The organism is Pantoea agglomerans NBRC 102470 (assembly GCF_001598475.1).
GTDB classification, from domain to species: Bacteria; Pseudomonadota; Gammaproteobacteria; order Enterobacterales; family Enterobacteriaceae; genus Pantoea; species Pantoea agglomerans.
Genome location: NZ_BCZA01000001.1, coordinates 432,373 through 458,398, shown reverse-complemented (window position 1 = coordinate 458,398; position 26,026 = coordinate 432,373). Strand labels below are relative to the sequence as shown.

The window sequence follows — 26,026 nt, the reverse complement described above, 5'->3', positions numbered from 1 at the left end:
TCTTAATATTAAGGTTAATCCGATTAAATCTCTCTGTTTTCGCTAAATTTTTTTATCATATTCTGTGATTCGCTGCTTCTTTGAGCGAACGATCAAATTTAAGCATCTTCTCATCAAAAATTTATTCTCAACTTAAAAAGCTTTGTGTAATACTTGTAACGCTACATGGAGATTAACTCAATCTAGAGGGTATAAATAATGAATCGTACTAAACTGGTACTGGGCGCGGTAGTTCTGGCTTCAACTATGCTGGCTGGTTGCTCAAGCAACGCTAAAATCGACCAGCTGTCTTCAGACGTTCAGACTCTGAACGCTAAAGTTGACCAGCTGAGCAACGACGTGAACGCAGTGCGTTCAGACGTTCAGGCTGCTAAAGATGACGCAGCACGCGCTAACCAGCGTCTGGACAACCAGGCTCACTCTTACCGTAAGTAAGAGTTCTGGTTTAAAAATGGCGCCTTTATGGCGCCATTTTTTTTGCTCCGAATTCAGTGCCCTTCACAGGCACTTATCCGTTCAGGGCTGAACCGCGTTGCCCTCAGCCTGTGTCACCGGGCTATCAGCCCCCACAGACGCGCTCTCCAGCCCTGCAGGCGGCACCGTATCACTCTGCACCGGCTCCCCACTGCTGACCAGCACAGGCATGCCTGAGCGTCGCGCTAAGCTGGCTTTAATCAGGGCACTATCACTCTTCTCACTTTTCATAAACTGCTTCACTCCGGCAGTGAGTGCAATCGGCATGGTCTGTGGATCGTCCTTATCGTTGCGTGACAGCGGCTGATGCACTTCCACGTAGCGTTTCCCATCCGGCTCTACAGCGTACTTCACCGGCTGATTGATGATCTGTACCCGCGTCCCTTTCGGCGCTGAGTTAAACAGCGCTTCGATATCTTCTGAACGCAGACGGATGCAGCCTGAACTGACGCGCATGCCGATACCGAATTTCGCATTAGTGCCATGGATAAGATACTGGCCGGTGCCGCGCGCCAGACGCATGGCAAACTGCCCCATCGGGTTATCCGGTCCGGCGGGGACCACGCCAGGCAGCGTAATGCCCTCTTTGGCGTAGCGTTTGCGGATGTTCGCCGTGGGCGTCCAGGTGGGATTAGGGATCTTCTGGCTGATCTGCGTCACCATCACTGGCGTGGCTGCACCCAGCTGGCCAATACCGATGGGATAGACAATGACCTTATCCTCCCCTTTGGGATAGTAGTAGAGACGCAGCTCGGCCAGATTCACCACAATCCCTTCGCGCGGCGTATCGGGCAGGATCATCTGCAGTGGAACCGTCAGCTGGGTGCCCGCTTTGGGCAGCCAGGGATCGGTACCGGGATTTGCCTCCAGCATGCTCAGCAGGCCGACCTGGTAGCGCGCCGCAATCGCTTCCAGAGGTTGTTTATTGTCAGGAACCTGAGTCAGGACGTTTTCGCCAATCAGGCGACTGTCAGGTGGTGGCAGCGGATATTCGGTGGCGAACGCGGGTGCAGAGAGCCCAAAGCAGGTCAGCAGCAATGCACCGGCTAAACGTAAAGCAGGTTTCATGCAATTTTCTCGTCAGATAAAAAAACAGACGCCGGATGGCGTCTGTGGAGTGTAACTTAGCTGAGGTTCTGAGCGGTATGGCGAATAGACCGAATCATCGCCTCCAGCCCCTGCGACCGGGTGGGCGTCAGGTGCTGCATCAGTGCCAGTTCGCCAAACCAGTGGCGCACATCCAGCGCCAGGATATCGGCGGGCGGCAAGTTCTGATAGAGGCTAAATACGATAGCAATCAAACCTTTAACGATAGCGGCATCGCTGTCGCCTTCAAACGCAATGGAACCATCCGCCTGCGGGGTCATTCTGATCCACACCTGACTCTGACAACCCGAAATCACGTTCTCCGGCTGGTGTAAGGTTTCAGAAGATTCCGGAAGCTTTGAACCCAGCTCAATAATGTAGAGGTACTTCTCTTCCCAGTTAGCGCAACGGTTGAAGTTGCGAACCAGTTTCTCTTTTTCAGGCAAATTCGCCATCAGGGACTCCGTTAAAACTGTTCAGCCGCCCAGCAGACGATGAATGCGTGTCAAACCGGCAGCCAGACGATTCACTTCCTCTTCACTGTTATAGAACGTGAAGGAGGCACGGCACATCGCCGGTACATTGTAATGCTGCATCAGCGGCATCGCGCAGTGATGTCCGGTGCGGATGGCAATGCCATATTGATCCAGGAAGCTGCCGACATCGTAGGCGTGATGTTTACCGAGATTGAAGGCGATAACGCCAGCTCGTGACTGCGGACCGTAGATCTGGATATCCGGAACGGTGCCCAGTTTATCGAGCGCATAGTTCATCAGTGCCGTCTCGCGCTGATGAATCGTATCCAGTCCCAGCGCCTGCACATAGGCCATCGCCGCACCAAAGCCGATAATACCGCCGGTATTCGGCGTACCCGCTTCAAAGCGCCACGGCGCACTGTTCCAGGTGGTGCCGGTGGGCAGTATGACGCGCTCAATCATTGAACCGCCCCCTTCCCATGGTGGCATCTCATCCAGCAGCGCTTTGCGGCCGTAGAGGATACCCACGCCGTTCGGGCCATAGAGTTTATGGCTGGAGAAGGCGTAGAAGTCGCAGCCGATATCCTGCACATCAACCTTGTCATGCATCACCGCCTGGGCACCATCCACCAGCGTGATGACGCCAGCCGCTTTTGCCTGAGCAACGATCGCCTTAACCGGATTAACCGTGCCGAGCACGTTTGAAACATGCGTCACCGCCAGCAACCGCGTACGGCTGTCGATCAGCCCCGCCAGTTGCTCCAGCGCCAGCTCACCGTTGTCATTTAATGGCAGGACACGCACTTCTGCGCCGGTGCGCTGGGCCAGCATCTGCCATGGAACGATATTGGCGTGATGCTCCATCTCAGTGATGATCAGGTTATCGCCAGCCTGGAGGTTACTGCTGCCCCAGGTGTTCGCCACCAGATTGATGCCTTCGGTGGTGCCTTTGACGAAGACAATCTCTTCCTGTGACTGCGCATTGATAAAACGGGCAGCCTGATCGCGCACGTTCTCCATGTCGCTGGTCGCCTGCTGGCTCAGCGTATGGATACCACGATGCACGGCCGCATAGCCGTGCTGATAGAAATGACTCTCGGCGTTAATCACCGAGAGTGGACGCTGTGCGCTGGCCGCACTGTCAAGATAGGCCAGCGGATGACCGTTGACCTCACGCTTCAGGATAGGAAAATCAGCCCTGACGCGTTCGAGATCGAAGTTCATCATATGTCGCCTCCGGGAAAACGTTGCGCGATACGCTGCAGCACGGCCTGACGCATCACCTCATTTTCCAGTGTTTCGGTCAGTTCTGCGGCAAACGCATGAATAATCATGGTCTGTGCAGCATCCTGCTCAATACCGCGCGAACGCAGGTAGAACATCTGCTCATCATCAATACGACCGATGGTGGCACCGTGGCTGCACTTGACGTCATCCGCATAAATTTCCAGCTGCGGTTTGGTATCGACTTCTGAGAGCTTGCCCAGCAACAGGTTGTTGTTGGTCATCTGCCCGTCGGTCTTCAGCGCATGCTGTGCCACTTTAATGTGGCCGTTAAACACCGCACGGCCTTTGTCACGCACGATGGTTTTATGCATCTGGCGGCTGACGCAGTGGCCCTTGTTGTGCTCCAGGTAAGTACGGGTATCCGCCACTTCCTGTTTCACTGGCAGCACCAGGCTGTTGATCGCCAGCGTGGTGTTTTCGCCATTCAGCTGGGTACTGGTGTTGTGACGCGACAGCCCGGCACCCAGCAGGAAGCTGGTGCTGCTGACCTGTCCATCGTTGCCAATGACCAGATCGTTATGCGCAAAGTGATAGCTGGCGCTGCTTTCAAAGGCCAGCTTCGTGTGCGTCAGTTTTGCATTGTCGCCTACCGCAAAGGTAAAGCGCGTGCCGGTGAAATGGGCGCGCTCATCCAGTGAAACGTAGTGCTCAATCACTTCCGCTTCGGCACTCTCTTCCAGCTGCAGGTGATGACGATAGTGAACCGTGTTCATACCCGTCTGCTGACCGCTGGTGATATGCAGCAGATAGACCGGACGCGCAGCGGATTTACCGCGCGCCAGACGCAGGGTCGTCACCTCTTCTGCCAGACTCTCAGTCAGATGCAGGAAGAGTTCAGGCTGAACCGCAGCAGGCAGCGGACGGCGCTCGGCGGCCACGCTGTGCTGAACCTCAAACAGATCGCAGTCGCGACTGCTGAAGGCTGGCTGGAACTGACCGTCAACATAAACCAGACGGATCGCATCCAGCGGCAGCGCCAGTGCATCAACCTGTTCAGCGCTCAGAGTCTGCGGCGTGTCAGGCAGTACAAACTGCTGTGACAGTAAGGTGTCCAGCGGCGTGTACTTCCAGTTTTCGTGCTTGCGGGTTGGCAGGCCAACGCGCATCAGTTGCTGCCAGTGCTGCTGTGCCTGCAGAGAACGCACGTCGCCGCGCGACTCAAACAGGTGATGCCACTGTTGCAGCGCAGAATCACTCTTCGTCGGTAAGCCAGCCATAACCTTGCTCCTCCAGCTGTTTCACCAGCGAGAAGTCGCCAGATTTCACGATTTTGCCCTGATACAGAACATGAACGAAGTCTGGCTTGATGTAATCCAGAATACGCTGGTAGTGGGTCACGATGATAAAGGCACGCTTCTCGTCGCGCAGGCTGTTTACGCCATTCGCCACGATTTTCAGCGCATCGATATCCAGGCCTGAGTCGGTCTCATCCAGGATGCAGAGTTCTGGCTCCAGTGCCGCCATCTGCAGGATGTCGTTACGCTTCTTCTCACCGCCGGAGAAGCCAACGTTGACTGAGCGGGTCAGCAGATCTGCCGGCATCTTCAGCAGCTCAATTTTCTCTTCAATGAAGTCCTGGAAATCGAAGCGATCCAGCTCTTCCTGCTGACGATATTTGCGTACCGCATTGACCGAGGTCTGTAAAAAGAACTGGTTGCTGACGCCCGGAATTTCTACCGGATACTGGAATGCCATAAAGATGCCTTCACCGGCGCGCTCTTCAGGGGCCAGTTCCAGCAGATCTTTACCTTTGAAGCTGACCGAACCGCCGGTTACTTCATAATCTTCACGGCCTGCCAGCGTCGCTGACAGGGTGCTTTTACCTGAGCCGTTCGGGCCCATGATGGCATGCACTTCGCCGGGTTTAATTTCGAGATTCAGGCCACGCAGAATGGCTTTATCTTCAACACTGACCTGCAAATCTTTAATGCTTAACATACTTATTCCTTCACATTGCTTCCGGCAACGCGTGTGACGGCATCAGCCCACACTGTGCTCAAGGCTGATGGCTAACAATTTCTGGGCTTCCACAGCAAATTCCAGTGGCAACTCCGAGAATACGTCTTTACAGAAGCCGTTCACGATCATCGAGATGGCGTCTTCTTCACTGATACCGCGTTGCAGACAGTAGAACATCTGATCTTCGCCGATACGTGATGTTGTAGCTTCATGCTCAAGCTGAGCGGTATTGTTGCGGGTCTCCACATACGGGAAAGTATGTGCGCCGCAATCAGGACCGATCAGCATCGAGTCACACTGCGTAAAGTTACGGGCATTGGTCGCAGTTGGCATGATTTTCACCAGCCCGCGATAGGTGTTCTGACTTTTACCGGCCGAAATCCCTTTGGAGATGATGGTCGACTTGGTGTTTTTACCAATGTGGATCATCTTGGTGCCGGTATCGGCCTGCTGACGACCACTGGTCAGTGCCACTGAGTAGAATTCACCCACCGAATAGTCCCCGCGCAGAATGCAGCTTGGGTATTTCCAGGTGATAGCAGAGCCGGTTTCAGACTGTGTCCAGGACATCTTGCTGTGGTCGCCTTCACACAGCGCGCGCTTGGTCACGAAGTTCAGGATACCTCCCTCACCTTCGCCGCCCGGGAACCAGTTCTGAACCGTCGAATATTTCACTTCGGCATTTTTGTGGATGATGACTTCCACCACGGCCGCGTGCAGCTGATAGGTGTCACGCACTGGCGCTGAACAGCCTTCGATGTAGCTGACGTAGCTGTCTTCATCGGCAATCAGGATGGTGCGTTCGAACTGACCGGTTTTCGCTGCGTTGATGCGGAAATAGGTCGACAACTCCATCGGGCAACGCACCCCTTTCGGGATATAAACGAAGGTGCCGTCAGAGGCGACCGCCGAGTTCAGCGCCGCAAAGAAGTTATCGTTCGCCGGAACAACCGTGCCGAGATACTGCTTCACCAGCTCCGGGTGCTCCTGGATCGCTTCGCCAAAGGAACAGAAGATAATCCCCTGCTCCGCCAGCTTGCCGCGATAGGTGGTCGCCACCGAAACGGAGTCAAAAATGGCGTCAACCGCCACTTCACGGCCTTCACGCACCGGGACACCCAGCTGATTAAAGGCGTTTTCCACTTCCTGTGTCAGATAATCGCTGGCTGGCGCGCTGCCTGAAGCCTGCAGTGCACCGGGTTCTGATGCGCAGCTGTCATCACAGTTGCCGCAGGAAGGCGCGGAGTAGTAGCTGTAATCCTGGTAGTCGAGTTTTTCGTAGTGCGCTTTCAGCCAGTGTGGCTCTTCCATTTCAAGCCAGGCACGAAACGCTTTAAGACGAAACTCCAGCATCCACTCTGGCTCGTTACGCTTGGCCGAGATCGCCCGCACCACATCTTCATTGATGCCGTTGGCAAATTCTTCGGTTTGCAGTTGGGTAAAGAAGCCCTCTTTGTAGTTGAGCTTGCCTTCCCAGATTTGTACATCGTCAGATGTTTCGCTGTGTCGTGACATATTTCACTTACTCGACGCCAAAGCTCTCACCGCACCCGCAGGCGTGCTGAGCTTTAGGGTTATTGAATTTAAAAATCTGATTCAGGCCTTCACGAACGTAGTCCAGTTCGGTGCCATCAACGAATGGCATCGCCTGTAGCGGCACAAACAGCGTTGCGCCATGGAATGAGAACTGCAAATCATCCTCGACTGGCTCTTTCACCAGATCCATGACGTAACCAAACCCGGCGCAGCCGGATTGTTTTACGCCGAGCCGCAGACCCTTGACATCGGGGTCCTGAGCCGCCAGATTGAGAATTTGTTGCGCTGCGGTTTCAGTCAGCGTCAGCCCTTTCCAGACAAAATCGTCGGGTGAGAAAGAGTCTGTATTAACGGATGCCATGTTGATACCTCTTGAGTCCGGACCTTTTCAGGCTATCCCCCTATGGTAGTGATCTGACCAATCACTTCAACCTCTTGTTTTGCAGGGATAATCATCTTGTGCGGTTTTATTTGCTTAATTATTAAGCATAGCCTCTTCAGCTCACCTTGTGGTGAGCGCGTCAGCATAAATAAGCCAGTGTTAACCTATTAATAAATCACTCTTTTTTAAATAACCATTTTTGATAAAAATGCTTATTGATAGGTTACGCCTTTCTGCGATGTAAACAGATTGTTATTTCCGATTATACCGACAGGCAGGATAAATCGATAAATTTTTCTGCCCGCCAATTGCAATCACAGCTCAATTGAATATGATAATTATTATCATTCACATTCAGGGTGGCGTTATGACGCTTTCTGTCTCAGCCTGGCTGCAGCACAAAATCGACGAATATCAGTTTGCGGTGCGTGATATCACCGTCGACTTTTATATGGCGCAGGCAAAGCTCGACCGGGCCGACTGCACGATTCATCAGCTACGTCAGTTTAACGATGCCTGTCAGGATATGGCAGAAATCTGCCAGTTGAACGGTGACGACCAGAGTTACCTGCATGCCATGGGTAAACTGCATCACCGACTGGTGCAGGAGATGGGAAACAGCGATCGCGATCGCCTGTTTCGCCTTCAGGCTTATCAACTGGCGCGATTGTCCCTGACCCGCCTCTGCCATCAACTGGCAATGGTCGGGGAGTGGAACCAGGCCACTGCGCTGCAAAGTGACTTCATGCGTCACGCAGGCTGGATATTCTAATCCAGCCAGGGCGTGACGTCGCGCACAATTTTTTTACATTAGCTCTAACAATGCCTGAAGCGGATGACGCATTCCGTTGCCCTCTACACGCTTGACCTGACTGCGGCACGAATAGCCAGTGGCCAGGCAGCGCTGGCGTGGCAGTCGCTGAAGCTGGGGATGCCAGGAGAGCGCGTAGATCCCCAGCGAGTTTTCAAGGTTCTTACTTTCGTGACCGTAGGTGCCAGCCATACCGCAGCAGCCAACATTGATGTTCTCCAGCTTCGCGCCAAAACGGGAGAAGATCGCCTGCCACTGATTCGGTGTGGAGGGCAGCGCGGTCACCTCGGTGCAGTGTGCAAACAGATACCAGGATTCTCCGCCCGTGGCCTGCACGTCACGCTCTGCCAGTGCACGCTCTAACCACTCATGTACCAGCAGGACGTTAAAGTCGCCGCGTGATTCGCCCAGCGTCTGACGATACTCATCGCGATAGCAGAGCACCGTGGCCGGATCGACGCCGACCATGGGCAACCCCAGTTTTGCCACCCGATTCAGGAAATCGGCGGTGCGGGATGCCGTGCGGGCGAAACGGTGCAGGAAACCTTTCACATGTTGCGCTTTGCCATTTGGCGAGAATGGCAGGAGCACGGGCCGGTAGCCCAGTTTCTCAATCAGCCTGACAAAATCGTTAACCAGCTGCGCCTCATAGAAGCTGGTAAACGGATCCTGCACCACCAGCACACAGTTTGCGCGATCGGCAGCTGGCAACGCTTCCAGCTGTTCCAGCGTCATGTTCATGGCGGGATGACCGCTGAGCTGCTGTTTCAGATTTGGCGCCGAGAGCAGCGGCAGATCGACCATGCCGATATGCGTTTTACTTATCTCTTTCAGCCACGGCTGGCGCAGAAAGAAGTTAAACACTTTCGGTGCTTTTGCCATCAGCGGCGCATAGCCCTCCACGGCAGCCACCAGGTGATCGCTGACCGGACGCAGATAACGGGTATGGTAGAGCTGTAAGAAGCGCGAGCGGAAAGCGGGCACGTCAATTTTAATCGGACACTGGGTGGAGCAGGCTTTGCAGGCCAGACAGCCCGACATCGCCTCTTTCACCTCGTGCGAGAAGTCATACTCCCCTTTGCTGGCGTGCCAGCTATTGCGGGTACGGGCAATCAGAGTGCGAAGCGACAGCCGATTTTCGGGCAGCTGCTTTTCCAGGGTGAGCGGATCGACGCCCTGCCCGGCCAGCAGCCGCAGCCACTCCCGCGTCAGCGTTGCCCGCCCTTTGGGCGAGTGAATGCGGTTGCGGGTGATTTTCATGGAGGGACACATCGGGCTGCGGGCATCAAAGTTAAAACATAACCCGTTGCCGTTACACTCCATGGCGCCACGCCATTCATCCCGGACCGTTAACGGAATCTGACGATCATAGGTTCCGCGCTTCACCGCATCGACCTGCATCATTTCATCATTACTGTTGAATGGCGTACAGATCTTGCCCGGATTCAGGCGATTGAGCGGATCAAAGGCCGCTTTGATGCGGCGCAATTCGTTAAACAGCGTCTCACCGAAGAATGCCGGACTGTACTGGGCACGGAACCCTTTGCCATGTTCACCCCACAGCAGGCCACCATAGCGCGCTGTCAGCGCTACGACTTCGTCGGAGATCTGTTTCATCATCATCTCCTGCTGCGGATCGCACATATCCAGCGCCGGACGCACATGCAGGACGCCTGCATCGACGTGACCAAACATGCCGTAGCTCAGCCCGTGGCTGTCGAGCAGCGCGCGAAACTCGACGATGTAGTCCGCCAGTTTTTCCGGCGGGACCGCGGTATCTTCCACAAAGGGAATCGGTTTAGCCCGGCCTTTGGCATTTCCCAACAGACCCACCGCTTTTTTACGCATGTTATAGATGCGTTCAATGCCATCCAGGTCGTTACAGAACTGATAGCCAATCACGCCGCCCTGCTGCTGCACCATCAGTGCGTCAAGGCGGCCACAAAGCTGTTCAATCTGCTGATCGATCAGCGCGGCGTTGTCACCGGCAAACTCAACAATATTCAGACCCAGCATCTCTTTGTCGGGTACATCGGCGATCAATTCGCGCACCGAGTGCCAGACAATGTCTTCACGCGCCAGGTTCAGCACCTTAGAGTCAACGGTCTCTACCGAGAGCGCCTGCGCTTCCACCATAAAAGGCGCATTGCGCAGGGCGGAGTCAAAGGAGTCATATTTGATATTCACCAGTCGGCGCACTTTAGGCAGCGGCGTGATATCAAGCCGCGCTTCCGTGACAAAGGCCAGCGTGCCCTCTGCGCCGCACAGCAGGCGCGTCAGGTCAAAGGTTTGCATATCGTCGCTGAAAACATGGCGCAGGTCATATCCGGTCAGGAACCGATTCAGCTTTGGAAACTTTTCCAGAATCAGCGCACGATGCTCGCGGCAGCGCGTCAGCACCTGCTGATAGAGCCGGCCTTCGGGCGTCGCCGTCTGCGCCAGGGTTTCAGCCAGCGCGGTGGCCATTGGACGCGTATCAAGGATATCGCCGCCCAGCAGCACGGCGCGCAGGCCCAGCACATGGTCCGAGGTTTTGCCATAGACCAGCGAGCCCTGGCCGGACGCATCGGTATTAATCATGCCGCCCAGCGTGGCACGGTTACTGGTGGATAACTCCGGCGAGAAGAAAAAGCCGAATGGCTTCAGCCAGGCGTTAAGCTGATCTTTGATCACCCCCGCTTCAACCCGCACCCACCCCTCATCCGTATTGATCTCCAGGATACGGTTCATGTAGCGCGACATATCCACCACAATCCCCTGATTCAGCGACTGACCGTTGGTGCCGGTACCGCCGCCGCGCGGGGTAAATACCAGACTGGCAAAGCGCGCTTCTCCGGCCACGCGGGCGAGCAGCGCAACATCCGCAGTCGAGCGCGGAAAGAGCGCCGCGTCGGGCAGCAATTGATAGATGCTGTTATCGGTGGAGAGTGAAAGACGGTCGGCATAGCTGGTTGCCATGTCACCGGTAAAACCCTGCTCTTTCAACGACTCAAGGAACGTCAGCACCAGTTGAACGAGGCCCGGTGCCTGCGAAATCTGTGGGATCATGATTGTCTGACCGAAGGTGTTGTAAACGTTTGCGTTTATAGATTAGCGATTTCTCGTTTTATCATATTTTTCCTGCGCCTGCCCTTTTTTCAGAAAAGGCAAAAACCTTTCTCCGCGACTCTGTTTAAACCTCAGCAAATAGATCATGATAAAAACGGGCATCCGAATGCCTGAAAATGAAGGATTAAGACGAGGTTATGAGTCAATGATGAAAAGCCAGTACCGGGATATGGATTTACCGCAAATACTCTTCACCCTGATGTTCATCTTGCTGCTGATTGTCGCCTGTTTATGGGTCGTGCAGCCGTTTATTCTGGGCTTTGCCTGGGCCAGCATGGTGGTGATTGCCACCTGGCCATTGATGCTGAAATTCCAGCGACTGTTATGGGGACGCCGTTCCCTGGCGGTGATCGTGATGACACTGCTTCTGCTGCTGCTGTTTATTATCCCTATCGCCCTGCTGGTCAGCAGCCTGATTGATAACAGCGCGCCGGTGATTGCCTGGGTTACCCAGGGGCATATGATGCCGCGACTGTTATGGCTCAACGATGTCCCGATGGTCGGCAAGAAGCTTTATGTCAGTTATGACACGCTGGTGGCGAGCGGCGGTGCCGGCGTCATGGCGAAAATACAGCCCTATATCGGCCGTACCACCGGCTTTTTTGTCGCGCAGGCCGGTCATTTCGGACGCTTTATGATCCATCTGGGCGTGATGTTACTGTTCAGCGTGCTGCTTTACTGGCGTGGCGAACAGGCTGCCCAGGGCATTCGTCACTTTGCTTTCCGCATGGCGGGACGACGCGGTGATGCCGCCGTACTGCTGGCGGCGCAGTCCATTCGTGCCGTGGCGCTTGGCTTAGTGGTGACGGCGCTGGTGCAGGGCGTGCTGGGCGGTATCGGTCTGGCGATCTCCGGCATTCCTTACGCCACGCTGTTGACGGTACTGATGATCCTCTGCTGTCTGGTACAACTCGGCCCGCTACTGGTGCTGGTTCCCGCCATTATCTACCTCTACTGGAGCGGAGATACAACATGGGGAACGGTGCTGCTGGTCTGGAGCTGTGTGGTCGGCACGATGGATAACGTGCTGCGCCCGATGCTGATCCGTATGGGTGCCGATCTGCCGATGATCCTGATTCTTTCTGGTGTTATTGGTGGACTGTTTGCGTTCGGGATGATTGGTCTGTTTATCGGGCCAGTGGTTCTGGCGGTCTCCTACCGTCTGGTTTCCGTCTGGGTTCATGAAGCGCCTGCCCCGGATAGTGACCAACTGGCCGTGGCTGATGCCCTGGCGGATCACGAGGATACCCCGCCTGCTGTATGATGGGATGCAATAACCCGCTGCGCCGCTACCCCCCATAAGCATTGATTAGTGCGGTTAATGATGATTAACCGCACCCCTTCTCTCAGATCAGATAAATTCTGTTTTCCATTAGCGATTTTTAAGAAAAAAGCCACCTTTGGCCTGAAAGTGACCTTTTCGGGCCAAAAAAGATTACTTTCTGCACTGTTTCTTAAGCCAAATGGCGAAGTAAAGGTCACAAAAGATTATTGGCTTTAAACTAATAAGAGGATTCTTAAAGACGACAGCCAGCCGTATGAATAACATGTTTCCTATGTTCGAAATCAACCTGATGATTTTCAGACAATCTCATTCCCCTGAGTAGAGTAAAGAATTGCTGTGTGTAGTCTTTGCCCATCCCCTGTGATGGGCTTTTTTTTTGCCTGAATCTGACCAGATATAAACAGAAAAGGCCCGCATAGCGGGCCCTGAAGAGTGCTAACAACCCGTATCAGGCTGTTTTATTTAACTGCGCCAGACTCACCCAGGTCTCCACTACCGTGTCCGGGTTCAGTGACAGACTGTCGATGCCCTCTTCCATCAGCCATGCGGCGAAATCCTGATGGTCTGACGGTCCCTGCCCACAGATTCCGACATATTTCCCCTTCTGCTTCGCGGCCCTTATGGCCATTGAAAGCAGCATCTTCACGGCTTCGTTACGCTCGTCAAACAGTGCGGAGACGACGCCAGAGTCGCGGTCCAGCCCCAGCGTCAGCTGAGTCATGTCGTTTGAGCCAATAGAGAAGCCATCGAAGTGCTCCAGGAATTGATCCGCCAGCAGGGCATTGGACGGGATCTCGCACATCATAATGATCTTCAGCCCGTTCTCGCCGCGCTTCAGTCCCTGACGCCCCAGCTCTTCCACCACAGCCTTCGCCTGCTCAACGGTGCGCACAAACGGAACCATAATCTCGACGTTTGTCAGGCCCATCTCGTTGCGAACACGTTTCACCGCTTCGCACTCCAGTGCAAAGCAGTCCCGGAAGCTGTCAGCGACATAGCGACCCGCACCCCGGAATCCCAGCATCGGGTTTTCCTCTTCCGGCTCGTAGCGTTCTCCACCCACCAGGTTGGCATATTCATTGGTTTTAAAGTCAGAAAGTCGGACAATTACGCGTTTCGGCGCAAAAGCGGCGCCAAGCGTGGCAATTCCTTCAGTCAGGCGAGCGATGTAAAACTCCACCGGATCATCAAATCCTTTCATCATTTTACGGATCTGCTGCTGCAGCTCCGGCGTCTGTTGATCAAACTCCAGCAGCGCTTTAGGGTGGACGCCGATCATACGGTTAATGATAAATTCCAGCCGCGCCAGACCCACGCCTTCGTTAGGCAGACAGGCGAAATCAAAGGCGCGATCGGGGTTGCCCACGTTCATCATGATCTTCAGCGGCAGTTCAGGCAGTGAATCGACCTGCGAACTGGTGACGTCGAAGTCGAGCAGTTGATCATAAACGTAGCCGGTATCACCTTCGGCACATGAGACCGTGACGTTATGCCCCTCTTTCAGCCGATCAGTGGCATCGCCACAGCCCACCACTGCCGGAATGCCCAGCTCACGCGCGATGATCGCAGCATGACAGGTCCGTCCGCCGCGGTTAGTCACAATCGCTGATGCTTTTTTCATGATCGGTTCCCAGTCCGGGTCGGTCATGTCGGTCACCAGCACATCGCCTTTTTCAATGCGATTCATTTCGCTGATATCGTGGATGACCTTCACCACGCCTGCGCCAATACGATGACCGATAGCACGACCTTCCACGACGACGCTGCCCTGCCCCTGCAGCGTGTAACGCTCCATTACCTGACCATTTGAGCGTACGGTTTCAGGGCGCGCCTGAACAATAAACAGTTTGCCGGTGTGCCCATCTTTGGCCCACTCAATATCCATCGGGCGCTGATAGTGCTGTTCAATCAGCACCGCCTGCTTCGCCAGCGCCTGCACTTCCTCATCGCTCAGGCAGAAACGGTCGCGTTCGGCCTCAGGCACATCTTCGATCCGCACCTGCTCGCCATGCGCCTGGGAATCGGCATAGACCATGCGAACCTTTTTCGAGCCCATATTGCGGCGCACAATCGACGGACGATCGGCTGCCAGGGTTGGCTTGTGCACATAGAACTCATCGGGGTTAACGGCACCCTGCACCACCATTTCCCCCAGCCCCAGTGCAGCGGTGATAAAGACCACCTGATCAAAGCCGGACTCGGTATCAATGGTGAACATCACACCCGAGGCGGCCAGGTCTGAACGCACCATGCGCTGTATTCCCGCTGAGAGCGCAACGCCACGATGGTCATAGCCCTGATGCACACGGTAGGAGATAGCGCGGTCATTAAACAGCGAGGCGAAGACATGCTTTACCGCCACCATGACGGCGTCGATGCCCTGTACATTCAGGAAGGTTTCCTGCTGGCCGGCAAAAGAGGCGTCAGGCATATCTTCTGCGGTTGCAGAGGAGCGCACGGCAAACGACGCGGCATCATCATCAGCAGAAAGCTGCTTATAGGCGTCCAGAATGGCGGACTCCAGCTCGGGCAGGAACGGTGTCTCCACGACCCACTGACGAATCTGCTTACCCGCTTTTGCCAGCGCATCAACGTCATCAATATCGGTCTCATCCAGCAGCGCATAAATACGCTGATTCAGCCCGCTTTGATCGAGGAACAGGTTAAAGGCGTAGGATGTGGTCGCGAAACCGTTGGGCACGGAAACGCCCAGCGACGACAGATTAGTAATCATTTCACCCAGAGAGGCATTTTTGCCCCCCACCCGGTCAACATCATGCATGCCAAGCTGGTTATACCAGAGCACGAGTGGCTGTTCGCCTTTACTGGACATTGAGCTTATCCTTTATCAATTATCAATGAATGGACACAGGGAGTAATCTGTCTTCAGCCTGGCATATCACCCTCTCAATAACGATCTGTTGAATCGTTAAAGCAGAATTTCAGCCACAGTTTCGGAATTGTGAGCGCATTATTTTGCTGTTGCGCAAAGTCGTCTTTTTTCTCTAAATGATTGATGCCACAGGAAATGGCAGATTTTCAGCCACTTAAGCATTCATTTTTGTTGCGCAACAACTGCGTGGCTATTTGCGGCTTAACGACGGATTAAAAAGAATGCTGGCTCAACGAGCCACCCTTTCATTTTTAGTATCGTGATGAAACGACAGACAAATAATCCGGACAGACATTCCAGAAATTAAAATCAGAGATGATTTATTTAATCGCATGGCCCATGCTGAATGCTCACTCTTGTCTGAGGCTGATTTCGTTATGACAACTGACAGAAGCGTTTTTTATATCTCCGATGGTACGGCCATTACGGCTGAAGTGCTGGGTCATGCGGTGCTGTCGCAGTTTCCGGTCAATATCACCAGCCTGACGCTGCCGTTTGTGGAAAATGTTCAGCGGGCGCTGGCGGTAAAAGCCCAGATTAACGCGCTCTATCAGCAGAGCGGTGTCCGGCCGCTGGTCTTTTTCTCCATCGTGACGCCGGAAGTCCGCGACATCATCGTACAGAGTGACGGCTTTTGTCAGGATATCGTCCAGGCGCTGGTCGCCCCGCTTCAGCAGGAGCTGGGGTTATCGCCCGCGCCGGTGGCACACCGTACCCATGGACTGGATGCCAGTAACCTGGGTAAATATGACGCACGTATCGCGGCCATCGATTACACCCTGGCGCATGATGACGGCATCTCGCTGCGCGGGCTGGAAGATGCGCAGGTGATTCTGTTAGGCGTCTCACGCTGTGGCAAAACCCCCACCAGCCTCTATCTGGCAATGCAGTTTGGTATTCGCGCCGCCAACTATCCATTCATTGCCGACGATATGGATAACCTTAAACTCCCGCCCGCGCTGCGCGCGCATCAGAATAAACTGTTCGGGCTGACCATCGACCCGGAACGGCTGGCTGCGATACGTCAGGAGCGGGCGGAAAATACCCGTTACGCCTCGATGCGTCAGTGCCGGCTGGAGGTAGGCGAAGTGGAAGCGCTGTTTCGCACTCATCAGATCCGCTATCTCAACAGCACCAACTACTCCGTGGAGGAGATTGCGACCAAAATTCTCGACATTATGGGCCTGACTCGCCGCATGTACTGATGGGTAACCGGCGCTGAACTGTAAAGCGGCGCTGCCGTCGCTTTTGATTTCATTATTAAATTCCGGGTTGAATTCGCAGACTAATGGTTTATTGTGACCACCATCACTTCCCGGTATTTCACCGCTGCGAAGAACCGTTTTCGAGAAACCCATGAACAAAACCGACGAACTGCGTACCGCACGCATTGGTAGTCTGATTACCCCCGCCAGCCTGGCGGCTGAGCATCCTGTCTCTCCGGCAATTGCCGACAATGTCACCGCTGCCCGTAAACGTATTGCCCGTATTCTGACGGGTGAAGATCCCCGCCTGCTGGTGGTGATTGGCCCCTGCTCGCTGCACGACCCGAAAGCGGCGCTGGAATATGCTGAGCGTCTGAACGCGTTACGCAGCCGCTATGAAGATCGGCTGGAGATTGTGATGCGTGCCTACTTTGAAAAGCCGCGCACCGTAGTGGGCTGGAAAGGCTTAATCTCCGATCCGGATCTGGATGGGAGCTACGATGTGAACCGCGGCATAGGCATCGCCCGCCAGCTGCTGATTGATATCAACTCGCTGGGCCTGCCTACCGCCACGGAATTCCTGGATATGGTGATCGGCCAGTTTATTGCCGATCTGATTAGCTGGGGCGCGATTGGCGCACGCACCACCGAAAGCCAGATCCACCGCGAAATGGCATCGGCCCTCTCCTGCCCGGTCGGCTTTAAAAACGGTACCGATGGTAACGTACAGATTGCCGTGGATGCGATTCGCGCCGCGCGCGCCAGCCACATGTTCCTTTCGCCCGATAAGCTGGGCCAGATGACTATCTATCAGACCAGCGGCAACCCGCATGGTCATGTGATCCTGCGTGGCGGCAAACAGCCTAACTATCATGCCAGTGATGTCGCCGCCGCAGCCGAAAGTCTGTCGGCATTTAATCTGCCACAGCAGCTGGTGATCGACTTCAGTCACGGTAACTGCCTGAAGCAGCATCGTCGTCAGATGGATGTCGCGGCAGAGGTGGCAGAACAGATTAAAGCGGGATCGCAGGCCGTTGCCGGTGTGATGATTGAAAGCTTCCTGGAAGAGGGCAATCAGAAAGTCGTCAGCGGCGAACCGCTGGTCTATGGCAAGTCGATTACCGATCCCTGCCTCGGCTGGCAGGAGAGCGAAAAGGTGCTCGCCATGCTGGCCGAGGCGGTTTCTCACCGCCTCTGAGTCTGCATCAGCTGGAGCAGCTCACTTCCAGGGTTTTGCCCCAGTCTGGCGGCCGCTGACGATATTCAGCGGCTGTCTGTTCGCTAAAGGGTTGCTGTAACGCCTGATGCAGACGTGCCAGCGCCCCCTGCTCTCCCCGCTCCGCCTCTTCAATCGCCTGCTGCGCCAGATAGTTGCGCAGAATCACCGCCGGATTGGCCGCCTTCATCACGGCCTGACGTTCTGCATCGCTGACCTGCTCATCCATCAGACGGCTGCGGTAGCGCTGATACCAGCTATCAAACGCCTCACGATCAATAAACTCATCCCGCAGCGGTGAACGGCTGTCAGCCTGTTGCGTCTCACTGAGCAGGCGGAACGTCAGGGTGTAATCGCTATGCTCCTGCGTCATCAGTGCCAGCAGATCGGTCAGAATCTCATTATCGCTGCTCTGCTGCGTCAGCAGACCGAGTTTCGCCCGCATCCGTTCGCCCCAGACCCGCATCAGTTCAGGTTCGTAGGCGCTCAGTGCCGTCCGCAACTGCTCGGTGGTCAGCAGACCCGACAGCGCATGTGCCAGCCGGTTAAGATTCCACATACCGATCATTGGCTGATTTTCAAAGCTGTAGCGCCCCTGATAGTCGCTGTGATTACAGATAAAGTCAGGCTGATAATCATCCAGAAAACCAAAGGGGCCATAGTCGATGGTCAGACCCAGAATCGACATGTTGTCCGTGTTCATCACTCCATGAGCAAAGCCCACGCTCTGCCACAGCGCAACCAGACGCGCCGTGCGTAACACAATATCGGTAAACCACTGTTGATAGCGGTCTGCTTCAGCGTCCAGATGCGGCCAGTGATGGCGAATGGCGTAGTCGGCCAGTTGCTGCACTTTCTCCTGCTGCTGGCTGTAAAAGAAATGCTCGAAATGACCGAAACGCAGATGACTTGGGGAAATGCGCATCAGCATCGCGCCACGCTCTGTTGTTTCGCGGTAGACCGGTTCATCACCTATCGACAGGGTCAGCGCACGCGTGGTGGGAATGCCCAGATGATGCAGCGCTTCCGAGGCGAGAAACTCACGCACGCTGGAGCGGATCACGGCACGTCCATCACCCATGCGGGAATAAGGCGTCAGGCCTGCGCCCTTGAGATGCCAGTCCAGCTTGCTGCCATCCTCCAGACGCTGCTCACCCAGCAGAATGCCGCGCCCGTCGCCAAGCTGGCCCGCCCAGACGCCAAACTGATGGCCGCTGTAGACCTGCGCCAGCGGCTGCATGCCGGGCAGCAGTGCGGCACCGTGCCAGACGGCATGCCCCTTATCGGCAAAGAGCGCGCTATCCAGCCCCATTGAGGCTGCAAGCGGTGCGTTATGATACAGCAGGCGTCCGCCTGCAAGTGGCGTGGGGTTCAGCGCGGTGTAACACCCGGTAAGTTCACGGAACCAGGTGTTGTCAAAAGAGGCCTTGCCTGAGGACATTGTTTCTCCCATGCGATGCTCAGCGTTACTTAAGGTTAGTCCTCTAGTGTAACGCTGATAGCGGGGATTAACAGGAAGTATCAGCCGGGATGCTGCGCGGATGGCACACGATCGTCGGCGCAGATCAGCGAACGCAGCGCGTCAGATTTTACCACCGGGAAGAGCGCACCCTGAAACTCAGCACCGCTCAGCTGGCTGACTTTATCCAGCAGCACGTCGTCATCAATGCCACAAATAATGAGCCGGTCACAATGGGCGCGGAAATTATCGATAATGCTCTGAATAAATGGCACGAATGAAGCGCGCTTTGCCAGCGAATGAATAAACTCTTTGTCCAGGCAGATGCAGCTGAATAAATTATCGTAGACCGCATTAGAGGGGGTCTTACCCGCGCCGAAATGAGAAATCGCTAAATTAAACTCAGCATGCAGGCTTGCCAGCAGGGGATTATTTTTTCCCAGTTTTAGTTGCGGAAACGTTTCAGTGATATTCAACAGAATGAATGGCAACTGCTTTATTTTGCGCATCACTAATTCGCTGGCCAGCAGCGTCCGGGCCATGCCTTCATCAATACGTATAAATGCTGACACGGAATGCGCTTCAAAAAAGCCGCGATTCTGCTCCAGCAATCCAATCTGACTTTGCAGCAGGCGCAGCTGCTGCGACTCATCGAGCTGCGGCAGCAACAGATCCTGCGGCAGGGTGATGGGGGCACTTTCATGCACAAACTGCGTGACCAGCTCGACAGCGGTCAGTCGCCCATTAACATCACAGACAGGATAAAACCAGATTTCCGACTGATAGTCGGCCGAAAGATGAATTTTCATTTTAATGCCAGAATATGCGGCGATGGGGATATCGTATAGTAATGGTCAGGCGCAGGCAATAGTGCCAAATCATTGAAGAGACGAACTTCTTTACTCTTCCATTGCCGTTTGGCAGCAGGCGATCACCCTTAAGCCAAATAGTAGCGATAAAGCAGCGGTTATTAGTGGAATTAAATAAGCTTTTATTATGTTTATTAAAACCCACGCTCAATAACTGTCATTTAAAATAAACCTTTTACTCTCTGTTTTAACTCTATTTAAAATTGGACTTAAGTCTGATTCCCCGGACCTGCGTTTAAATACGACGGGCCTGCCAGAACACTTTTCGCCAGTAGACATTGTCGAGCGAGGAGCGGATGACGCCCTGGCTGGTTGAGGCATGAATAAAGGCATTATCGGTGTCATAAATGCCCACATGCAGGCCATTCTCCCCGCGACCGGTTTTGAAGAAGACCAGATCGCCTGGCAGCAGCTCGTCTTTGCTGATTCGGGTGCCGATATCGCTTTGAGCTGAGGTGGTGCGCGGCAGTTGCAGCGCAAATTTATCGCGGAAAGTCAGATAGACAAAGCCGGAGCAGTCAACCCCGTTACGACTCATGCCGCCATAGCGATAAGGCGTCCCACGCCAGTTACCGAGCTGATCGTTCAGTTCCGCAATCACGGTGATCGAATCGGAAAGACGGCCATTAATCGGCGGAGCGTGATGACTGCATCCCGTCAGCAGCAGAACTAAAATCAGCAAACCCAGGCGCATCGCCAAATGTCCTTATCAGAAGTTGCAACCGGCTTAATGTAGCGGTAAAGCCCGCCGGGTAGCAAGTGTCAGGGCAATACGGTCAGCAGCGTGCGTCCTTCAAGTTCAAGCTGCCGGAAAGCAATCTGGTAGATCGGTGTCAGGCGCTGCGGCGTCAGAACCTCAGCCGGTTCACCCTGCGCAATCAACGCTCCCTTATCCATCAGCCAGACCCGATCCGCCTGTTGCAGGCTGTGGTTGAGGTCGTGACTGCTGGCGATAACGCTGATGCCCGCCGCGCACAGGTCGGCAATCAGATCGTCCACCGCTTTTTGCTGGGCGATATCCAGCGCGGTCATGGGCTCATCAAGGATCAGCAGCCGCCCGTGTGGATTGATGTGGGGATCAATCTGCACACAAACCGCCGCCAGCCTGACGCGCTGCCATTCACCACCGGAGAGCCGGGTCAGTGAACGCGATAACTTATCCTGCAGCTGAAGCCGTTTCAGCAGCGTGCTGAGGCGATCGTCTGTCTGCCCCCCCGCCTGTTTCAGATGCAGACGCAAATAGTGCCAGACCGGCATCTGATTCAGCGGTGCCTGCTGCTGAGGCAGCCAGCCGCGAACCCGGGCCATCGCTGCGCCATTCCAGTCACTCAGCGGCTGTTCGTCCAGCAGCACCGTGCCGGAGGCGGGCTGCAGTCCCGCAATCACACTGAGTAAGGTGCTTTTGCCTGCACCGTTCGGGCCTGCCACGTGCAGCAGCTGACCGGCGGCAAGCTCACCGGTCAGTGGCAGCAGCCGTCCGGGGACGGCGGCCTGTTGCAGGCGCAACAGCATCTATTTTGCCAGCGCCTGCTTAATGGTTTCCAGAATGATCGGATCTTCCGGCGTCATGTCAGGTGCAAAACGCTGGATCACGCTGCCGTCACGGCCAATAAGGAATTTTTCGAAGTTCCACAGGATGTCGCCCTGCTCTTTCGGCGCGCGTCCTTTGCTCTCCATACGCTCGTAAAAGCCGCTGCCTTCCGGGCGCACCGCGTCAGGTCGGGCCGCAATCAGCTGGGCATAGAGCGGATGGCGGCCTGCGCCATTCACCTCGGTTTTGGCAAACATCGGGAACGTAACGCCATACGTGGTGCTGCAGAAGGTTTTAATCTCCTCACTGCTGCCCGGCTCCTGCTCCAGAAACTGGTTGCAGGGAAAACCGAGTACGCTGAAGCCCTGATCCTGCCAGGCTTTCTGCAGGTTCTCCAGCTCTTCATATTGCGGCGTCAGACCACATTTCGAGGCAACATTGACCACCAGCAGTACCTTGCCCTGCCATTGTGACAGCGTGGTTTTTTCCCCATCGAGCGTAACCAGTTCAGTTTGATAAATGTTCATGCTGTTTCCTGTTGTGGATGCTGTTGTGGATGCAGAGTCGCCAGCCGAAGCTAGCGTGAAGATTTCACCAGTAAAATAATAAACAGCGGCGCGCCCAGTGTCGCCGTCACGACGCCTATCGGTAATTCCGCCGACGTCAGCGCCAGGCGTGCCACAATATCGGCTGCCAGTAATACACCGGCGCCAGCCAGCGCCGATGCCGGCAGCAGATAACGGTGATCGCTGATGCCGCTCATACGCAGCAGATGCGGGATCACCAGTCCGACAAAGCCAATAGCACCGGCCATCGCGACGCTGATGCCGACCAGCCAGCCCATGGCGAGCACCAGCAGGTTACGCCAGTAGAAGAGAGACAGTCCGAGCTGGCGGGCAGATGTCTCGCCCAGCGCCAGCAGATTAAGAATCTGCCCGGTCGCTCCCAGGGCCAGCATCACCGGCAGCAGCGCCAGCATCATCCAGCCATAGCGCCAGTCAATCCCGCTGAATCCCCCCATCATCCAGTACATCAACTGACGCAGATCGAGGCTGGTGCTGAAGTAGACCGCCCAGGTCATGATGGCACTACAGATAATCCCCAGCGCCACGCCGGTAAGCAACAGCCGGGTGACCGAGAGCTGACGATGGGCAAAATGCAGCAGGATGAGCGTAATAATCAGCGCACCGGCCATCGCCGCCAGCCCAAGGCTCCACAGCGAGCCGCTGCCCAGCAGCACGCCGAGCACCAGGCCAATACCGGCACCGTTTGAGACGCCGAGCAGGCCGGGCTCCGCCAGCGGATTTGTAAACAGCGCCTGCATCACCACACCGCATACCGCCAGCGATGCCCCGACCAGCACCACCGCCAGACTGCGGGGCAGCCGCAACTGCCAGACAAAGAGCCTGCCGCTTTCCGTGAACCAGTCTGAGGGCGCGATCCAGCTGTCACCGGCACACAGGCTGAGACAGAGCAGTGCAGAGAGCATAAGTGCTAACACAATAAGCCATTTCTGGCCGCGCTGGTCGGCCTGGCGCGCGAGCTGGTCGAGCAGAGACATAAGCGGGATTAGCTGAGAAAACAGAGATTTGATTGTAGAGGGATTGCAGAAAAAAGAAAGGCAGATGAGGCGGTTTGCTCTTTGCCGTCAGGGAGAATAACGGGCGCGGGAAGCGGGATTACTGCGTACTGAAACCATGAAAAAAGGCCGCTTGCGCGGCCTTTTTGAAACGCTGAAATTCAGTCAGTCTCTTTGGGTGTAGCGTTCTCTACGCGGCTTTTCAGCTTCTGTCCTGGGCGGAACGTTACTACGCGACGCGCAGTAATCGGAATATCTTCACCCGTTTTCGGGTTTCTGCCAGGACGCTGGTTTTTGTCACGCAGGTCAAAATTACCAAACCCAGACAGTTTTACCTGTTCTCCATTCTCCAAAGCGCGACGTACCTCTTCGAAAAACAGCTCTACTAACTCTTTGGCATCGCGTTTGCTCAGCCCGAGTTTCTCAAACAGGTACTCTGACATCTCAGCTTTTGTAAGCGCCATAGGTTCAATCCCTCAAGGTTGCCTGGAATCGCTCTTTTAATGCCGCAACGCATTTGCCAACGGTCGCGGCAATCTCCTCTTCTTCGAGTGTCCGGCTGGTATCCTGCAAAATCAGGCTGATTGCGAGGCTCTTGTAGCCCTCAGAAACGCCCTTACCGCGGTACACGTCAAACAAGTTTACGCCAACTACCTGATTTACGCCAACTTTCTTACACTCCGCGATGATATCTGCTGCGGGGACGTTTTCAGCCACCACAACGGCAATATCACGACGGTTCGCCGGGAAGCGAGAAATCTCGCGCGCGTCAGGCAGGACGCGGTCTGCGACCTTATTCCAAAGCAGTTCAAAGACTAAGGTGCGGCCATTGAGATCAAGCTTACGTTCCAGCTCAGGATGAACCACGCCGATAAATCCGATATGTTCATCATGCAAATAAATCGCCGCGCTCTGTCCTGGATGCAACGCCGGATTCGCTTCAGCACGGAAGCTGATGTCATCCAGTTTGCCGGTTAAATCGAGCAGCGATTCTAAATCGCCTTTCAAATCATAGAAGTCAACTGTCTGACGCGCCAGATCCCAGTGCTCTTCAACGCGGTTACCGCTGATGACGCCAGCCAGCATAAGATCCTGACGGATGCCCAAATCTGCCTGGGTATCCGGCACAAAGCGTAAGCCGCTCTCAAACAGGCGCACGCGGCTCTGCTGACGGTTCTGGTTGTAGACTACCGCGCTGAGCAGGCCGGTCCAGAGTGAGAGACGCATGGTCGACATATCGCTGGAGATTGGGCTCGGCAGCAACAGCGCCTCTTCACCCGGGTGCAGCAGCTGCTGAATTTTCGGATCGACGAAGCTGTAGGTAATCGCTTCCTGATAGCCCTTATCCACCAGCAGGTTTTTCGCGCGCTTCAGCGACAGATTCGCTTCGCGATGCTGAGTCATCACCAGACCCGCCTGTACCGGCACATCCGGAATGTTGTTGTAGCCATAAATACGGGCCACTTCTTCAACCAGATCTTCTTCAATCGCCATATCGAAGCGCCAGCTCGGGGCGACGGCCTGCCACTGCCCTTCTCCCACGGTCACTTCACAGCCGAGACGCGTCAGAATGTCAGTCACCTGCTCATCCGCGATCACGTGGCCAATCAGACGGTCCAGCTTTTCACGACGCAGCGTGATCGTCGCTGGCACAGGCAGGGCTGCCTGATGAGTCTGATCGATGATCGGGCCCGCTTCACCGCCGCAGATTGACAGCAGCAGCTGGGTAGCACGCTCCAGTGCGGTGTGTTGCAGCGCCGGGTCAACACCACGCTCGTAGCGATGTGACGCGTCGGTATGCAGACCATGACGACGGGCGCGGCCGGTAATAGAGAGCGGATCAAAGTAAGCGCACTCGAACAGGATATTCTGCGTTTCGCCGTTCACGCCCGAATGTTCGCCACCAAAGATACCAGCCATCGCCAGCGCTTTCTGATGATCGGCGATCACTAAGGTATCACTCTGCAGGCTGGCTTCAGTGCCATCCAGCAGCGTCAGCTTTTCGCCTTCTTTCGCCATACGCACCACGATACCGCCGTCGATGCGGTCGAGATCGAAGGCGTGCATCGGCTGACCCAGCTCCAGCAGAACGTAGTTAGTGATATCCACCACCGGATCGATAGAACGAATACCACAACGACGCAGCTTCTCTTTCATCCACAATGGCGTGGCAGCAGCAACGTTTATGCCTTTTACTACACGGCCCAGATAGCGTGGACAGGCTTCTGTCGCATCAACCTGAATCGGGAAAGTGTCGTTCAGCGTCGCAGCGACCGGCTGCATCTCCGGCACGTTCAGTGGCAAACCGTTGAGGACGGCGACATCACGGGCGATACCGATCAGACCCAGACAGTCAGCGCGGTTAGGCGTGACGCTGATTTCAATGGTGTTGTCATCAAGCTGCAGGTAGGCGCGGATGTCGGTGCCAATCGGCGCATCGGCTGGCAGTTCGATGATGCCGTTGTGGTCGTCGGAAATCCCCAGCTCGGAGAAAGAGCAGAGCATGCCTTCAGACGGCTCGCCACGCAGTTTAGCCGCTTTGATTTTGAAATCACCTGGCAGCACGGCGCCGACGGTGGCGACCGCGACTTTCAGTCCCTGACGGCAGTTCGGCGCGCCACAGACGATATCCAGCAGGCGATCGCCGCCCACATTGATTTTGGTCACACGCAGCTTGTCTGCATTCGGGTGCTGGCCGCACTCCACCACTTCCCCGACCACGACGCCGTGGAACGCACCGGCAACCGGATCAACGCCGTCAACTTCCAGACCGGCCATAGTGATTTGTTCAGACAGCGCAGCGCTGTCCAGGGCTGGATTTACCCATTCGCGTAACCAGAGTTCACTGAATTTCATTGGATATCCTGCCC

At 55.2% G+C, this 26,026-nt stretch carries 22 protein-coding genes and 1 other RNA gene; 6 read left to right on the top strand and 17 right to left on the bottom strand.

The genetic code is table 11. The features are described 5' to 3' along the window. Positions 1–198: 198 nt before the first annotated feature. Complete coding sequence (locus tag PAG01S_RS02165; RefSeq protein WP_003853216.1) at positions 199–435, top strand: major outer membrane lipoprotein; 237 nt, start codon at positions 199–201, stop codon at positions 433–435. 81 nt (positions 436–516) lie between these two features. On the opposite strand, the gene PAG01S_RS02160 is transcribed toward PAG01S_RS02165, so the two are convergent. The 7 genes from PAG01S_RS02160 to sufA are packed head-to-tail and all read right to left on the bottom strand — an operon-like array spanning position 517 to position 7,179. Next, positions 517–1,542 carry a L,D-transpeptidase family protein gene (locus PAG01S_RS02160; RefSeq protein ID WP_010670037.1) on the bottom strand — a complete coding sequence of 342 codons (1,026 nt, stop codon included), beginning with the start codon at positions 1,540–1,542 and terminating at the stop codon, positions 517–519. 56 nt (positions 1,543–1,598) lie between these two features. Beyond that, positions 1,599–2,015 carry a cysteine desulfuration protein SufE gene (gene sufE / locus PAG01S_RS02155; protein ID WP_010245623.1) on the bottom strand — a complete coding sequence of 139 codons (417 nt, stop codon included), beginning with the start codon at positions 2,013–2,015 and terminating at the stop codon, positions 1,599–1,601. Positions 2,016–2,036: 21 nt separating this feature from the next. Beyond that, positions 2,037–3,260: a cysteine desulfurase SufS gene (gene sufS, locus PAG01S_RS02150; protein WP_062757732.1), complete on the bottom strand. Its 1,224-nt coding sequence runs from the start codon at positions 3,258–3,260 to the stop codon at positions 2,037–2,039. Beyond that, a complete protein-coding gene (gene sufD, locus PAG01S_RS02145) occupies positions 3,260–4,540 on the bottom strand; it encodes a Fe-S cluster assembly protein SufD (RefSeq protein WP_062757538.1) in 1,281 nt (426 codons plus the stop codon). Before sufD ends, sufS begins: the two co-directional genes overlap by 1 nt. Continuing rightward, positions 4,515–5,261 carry a Fe-S cluster assembly ATPase SufC gene (sufC, locus tag PAG01S_RS02140; RefSeq protein WP_010245631.1) on the bottom strand — a complete coding sequence of 249 codons (747 nt, stop codon included), beginning with the start codon at positions 5,259–5,261 and terminating at the stop codon, positions 4,515–4,517. The genes sufD and sufC overlap by 26 nt, the downstream gene beginning before the upstream one ends. 42 nt (positions 5,262–5,303) lie before the next feature. Then, on the bottom strand, positions 5,304–6,797 hold the full coding sequence (gene sufB, locus PAG01S_RS02135; RefSeq protein ID WP_010245634.1) for a Fe-S cluster assembly protein SufB: 1,494 nt from the start codon (positions 6,795–6,797) through the stop codon (positions 5,304–5,306). 7 nt (positions 6,798–6,804) lie between these two features. Next, positions 6,805–7,179, bottom strand: a complete 375-nt coding sequence (gene sufA / locus PAG01S_RS02130; protein WP_010245637.1) for a Fe-S cluster assembly scaffold SufA — start codon at positions 7,177–7,179, stop codon at positions 6,805–6,807. A gap of 388 nt (positions 7,180–7,567) precedes the next feature. Between sufA and PAG01S_RS02125 the strand changes: the two genes are divergently transcribed. Then, the gene (locus PAG01S_RS02125; RefSeq protein WP_010670035.1) at positions 7,568–7,972 is read left to right on the top strand and encodes a hypothetical protein; all 405 of its coding nucleotides are present in this window, start codon (positions 7,568–7,570) and stop codon (positions 7,970–7,972) included. A 33-nt stretch (positions 7,973–8,005) separates the two neighbouring features. Here PAG01S_RS02125 and ydiJ read toward each other — a convergent pair whose 3' ends face one another. Continuing rightward, positions 8,006–11,059, bottom strand: a complete 3,054-nt coding sequence (ydiJ, locus tag PAG01S_RS02120; protein ID WP_062757536.1) for a D-2-hydroxyglutarate dehydrogenase YdiJ — start codon at positions 11,057–11,059, stop codon at positions 8,006–8,008. Between the two features lie 205 nt (positions 11,060–11,264). On the opposite strand from ydiJ, the gene ydiK reads away from it, so the two are divergent. Beyond that, positions 11,265–12,383, top strand: a complete 1,119-nt coding sequence (ydiK, locus tag PAG01S_RS02115) for an AI-2E family transporter YdiK (protein ID WP_062757534.1) — start codon at positions 11,265–11,267, stop codon at positions 12,381–12,383. 292 nt (positions 12,384–12,675) lie between these two features. Beyond that, positions 12,676–12,783, top strand: an RNA gene (gene rprA, locus PAG01S_RS02110) — antisense sRNA RprA. A 69-nt stretch (positions 12,784–12,852) separates the two neighbouring features. Here rprA and ppsA read toward each other — a convergent pair. Continuing rightward, on the bottom strand, positions 12,853–15,237 hold the full coding sequence (ppsA, locus tag PAG01S_RS02105) for a phosphoenolpyruvate synthase (RefSeq protein WP_010245649.1): 2,385 nt from the start codon (positions 15,235–15,237) through the stop codon (positions 12,853–12,855). 437 nt (positions 15,238–15,674) lie between these two features. Between ppsA and ppsR the strand changes: the two genes are divergently transcribed. Together ppsR and PAG01S_RS02095 are read left to right on the top strand one after the other, a co-directional pair. Then, positions 15,675–16,502, top strand: coding sequence for a posphoenolpyruvate synthetase regulatory kinase/phosphorylase PpsR (ppsR, locus tag PAG01S_RS02100; protein ID WP_010245652.1), 828 nt, complete (start codon positions 15,675–15,677; stop codon positions 16,500–16,502). A 151-nt stretch (positions 16,503–16,653) separates the two neighbouring features. Further along, positions 16,654–17,700 carry a 3-deoxy-7-phosphoheptulonate synthase gene (locus PAG01S_RS02095; RefSeq protein ID WP_062757532.1) on the top strand — a complete coding sequence of 349 codons (1,047 nt, stop codon included), beginning with the start codon at positions 16,654–16,656 and terminating at the stop codon, positions 17,698–17,700. A 7-nt stretch (positions 17,701–17,707) separates the two neighbouring features. Here the strand turns inward: PAG01S_RS02095 and PAG01S_RS02090 are convergent, their stop codons facing one another. The 8 genes from PAG01S_RS02090 to pheT form a co-directional block, all read right to left on the bottom strand. Next, the gene (locus PAG01S_RS02090; RefSeq protein ID WP_062757530.1) at positions 17,708–19,159 is read right to left on the bottom strand and encodes a protein adenylyltransferase SelO; all 1,452 of its coding nucleotides are present in this window, start codon (positions 19,157–19,159) and stop codon (positions 17,708–17,710) included. Positions 19,160–19,239: 80 nt separating this feature from the next. After that, on the bottom strand, positions 19,240–19,986 hold the full coding sequence (locus PAG01S_RS02085) for an EAL domain-containing protein (RefSeq protein ID WP_010670031.1): 747 nt from the start codon (positions 19,984–19,986) through the stop codon (positions 19,240–19,242). A 295-nt stretch (positions 19,987–20,281) separates the two neighbouring features. Continuing rightward, positions 20,282–20,740, bottom strand: coding sequence for a C40 family peptidase (locus tag PAG01S_RS02080; RefSeq protein WP_010245666.1), 459 nt, complete (start codon positions 20,738–20,740; stop codon positions 20,282–20,284). A gap of 68 nt (positions 20,741–20,808) precedes the next feature. Then, positions 20,809–21,558 (bottom strand): vitamin B12 ABC transporter ATP-binding protein BtuD, encoded by a 750-nt coding sequence (gene btuD, locus PAG01S_RS02075; protein ID WP_062757529.1) that lies wholly within the window; start codon positions 21,556–21,558, stop codon positions 20,809–20,811. After that, positions 21,559–22,104, bottom strand: coding sequence for a glutathione peroxidase (locus tag PAG01S_RS02070; protein ID WP_010670029.1), 546 nt, complete (start codon positions 22,102–22,104; stop codon positions 21,559–21,561). A 50-nt stretch (positions 22,105–22,154) separates the two neighbouring features. After that, positions 22,155–23,138, bottom strand: coding sequence for a vitamin B12 ABC transporter permease BtuC (gene btuC, locus PAG01S_RS02065; RefSeq protein WP_010670028.1), 984 nt, complete (start codon positions 23,136–23,138; stop codon positions 22,155–22,157). 179 nt (positions 23,139–23,317) lie between these two features. Next, positions 23,318–23,620: an integration host factor subunit alpha gene (ihfA, locus tag PAG01S_RS02060; RefSeq protein ID WP_003853259.1), complete on the bottom strand. Its 303-nt coding sequence runs from the start codon at positions 23,618–23,620 to the stop codon at positions 23,318–23,320. Positions 23,621–23,624: 4 nt separating this feature from the next. Further along, positions 23,625–26,012 (bottom strand): phenylalanine--tRNA ligase subunit beta, encoded by a 2,388-nt coding sequence (gene pheT / locus PAG01S_RS02055; protein WP_062757528.1) that lies wholly within the window; start codon positions 26,010–26,012, stop codon positions 23,625–23,627. Positions 26,013–26,026 lie beyond the last annotated feature (14 nt).

Coding starts and splice junctions, on each gene's coding strand:
- PAG01S_RS02165 (WP_003853216.1), top strand. CDS start 199: ATGAATCGTACTAAACTGGTACTGGGCGCGGTAGTTCTGGCTTCAACT.
- PAG01S_RS02160 (WP_010670037.1), bottom strand. CDS start 1,542: ATGAAACCTGCTTTACGTTTAGCCGGTGCATTGCTGCTGACCTGCTTT.
- sufE (WP_010245623.1), bottom strand. CDS start 2,015: ATGGCGAATTTGCCTGAAAAAGAGAAACTGGTTCGCAACTTCAACCGT.
- sufS (WP_062757732.1), bottom strand. CDS start 3,260: ATGAACTTCGATCTCGAACGCGTCAGGGCTGATTTTCCTATCCTGAAG.
- sufD (WP_062757538.1), bottom strand. CDS start 4,540: ATGGCTGGCTTACCGACGAAGAGTGATTCTGCGCTGCAACAGTGGCAT.
- sufC (WP_010245631.1), bottom strand. CDS start 5,261: ATGTTAAGCATTAAAGATTTGCAGGTCAGTGTTGAAGATAAAGCCATT.
- sufB (WP_010245634.1), bottom strand. CDS start 6,797: ATGTCACGACACAGCGAAACATCTGACGATGTACAAATCTGGGAAGGC.
- sufA (WP_010245637.1), bottom strand. CDS start 7,179: ATGGCATCCGTTAATACAGACTCTTTCTCACCCGACGATTTTGTCTGG.
- PAG01S_RS02125 (WP_010670035.1), top strand. CDS start 7,568: ATGACGCTTTCTGTCTCAGCCTGGCTGCAGCACAAAATCGACGAATAT.
- ydiJ (WP_062757536.1), bottom strand. CDS start 11,059: ATGATCCCACAGATTTCGCAGGCACCGGGCCTCGTTCAACTGGTGCTG.
- ydiK (WP_062757534.1), top strand. CDS start 11,265: ATGATGAAAAGCCAGTACCGGGATATGGATTTACCGCAAATACTCTTC.
- ppsA (WP_010245649.1), bottom strand. CDS start 15,237: ATGTCCAGTAAAGGCGAACAGCCACTCGTGCTCTGGTATAACCAGCTT.
- ppsR (WP_010245652.1), top strand. CDS start 15,675: ATGACAACTGACAGAAGCGTTTTTTATATCTCCGATGGTACGGCCATT.
- PAG01S_RS02095 (WP_062757532.1), top strand. CDS start 16,654: ATGAACAAAACCGACGAACTGCGTACCGCACGCATTGGTAGTCTGATT.
- PAG01S_RS02090 (WP_062757530.1), bottom strand. CDS start 19,159: ATGTCCTCAGGCAAGGCCTCTTTTGACAACACCTGGTTCCGTGAACTT.
- PAG01S_RS02085 (WP_010670031.1), bottom strand. CDS start 19,986: ATGAAAATTCATCTTTCGGCCGACTATCAGTCGGAAATCTGGTTTTAT.
- PAG01S_RS02080 (WP_010245666.1), bottom strand. CDS start 20,740: ATGCGCCTGGGTTTGCTGATTTTAGTTCTGCTGCTGACGGGATGCAGT.
- btuD (WP_062757529.1), bottom strand. CDS start 21,558: ATGCTGTTGCGCCTGCAACAGGCCGCCGTCCCCGGACGGCTGCTGCCA.
- PAG01S_RS02070 (WP_010670029.1), bottom strand. CDS start 22,104: ATGAACATTTATCAAACTGAACTGGTTACGCTCGATGGGGAAAAAACC.
- btuC (WP_010670028.1), bottom strand. CDS start 23,138: ATGTCTCTGCTCGACCAGCTCGCGCGCCAGGCCGACCAGCGCGGCCAG.
- ihfA (WP_003853259.1), bottom strand. CDS start 23,620: ATGGCGCTTACAAAAGCTGAGATGTCAGAGTACCTGTTTGAGAAACTC.
- pheT (WP_062757528.1), bottom strand. CDS start 26,012: ATGAAATTCAGTGAACTCTGGTTACGCGAATGGGTAAATCCAGCCCTG.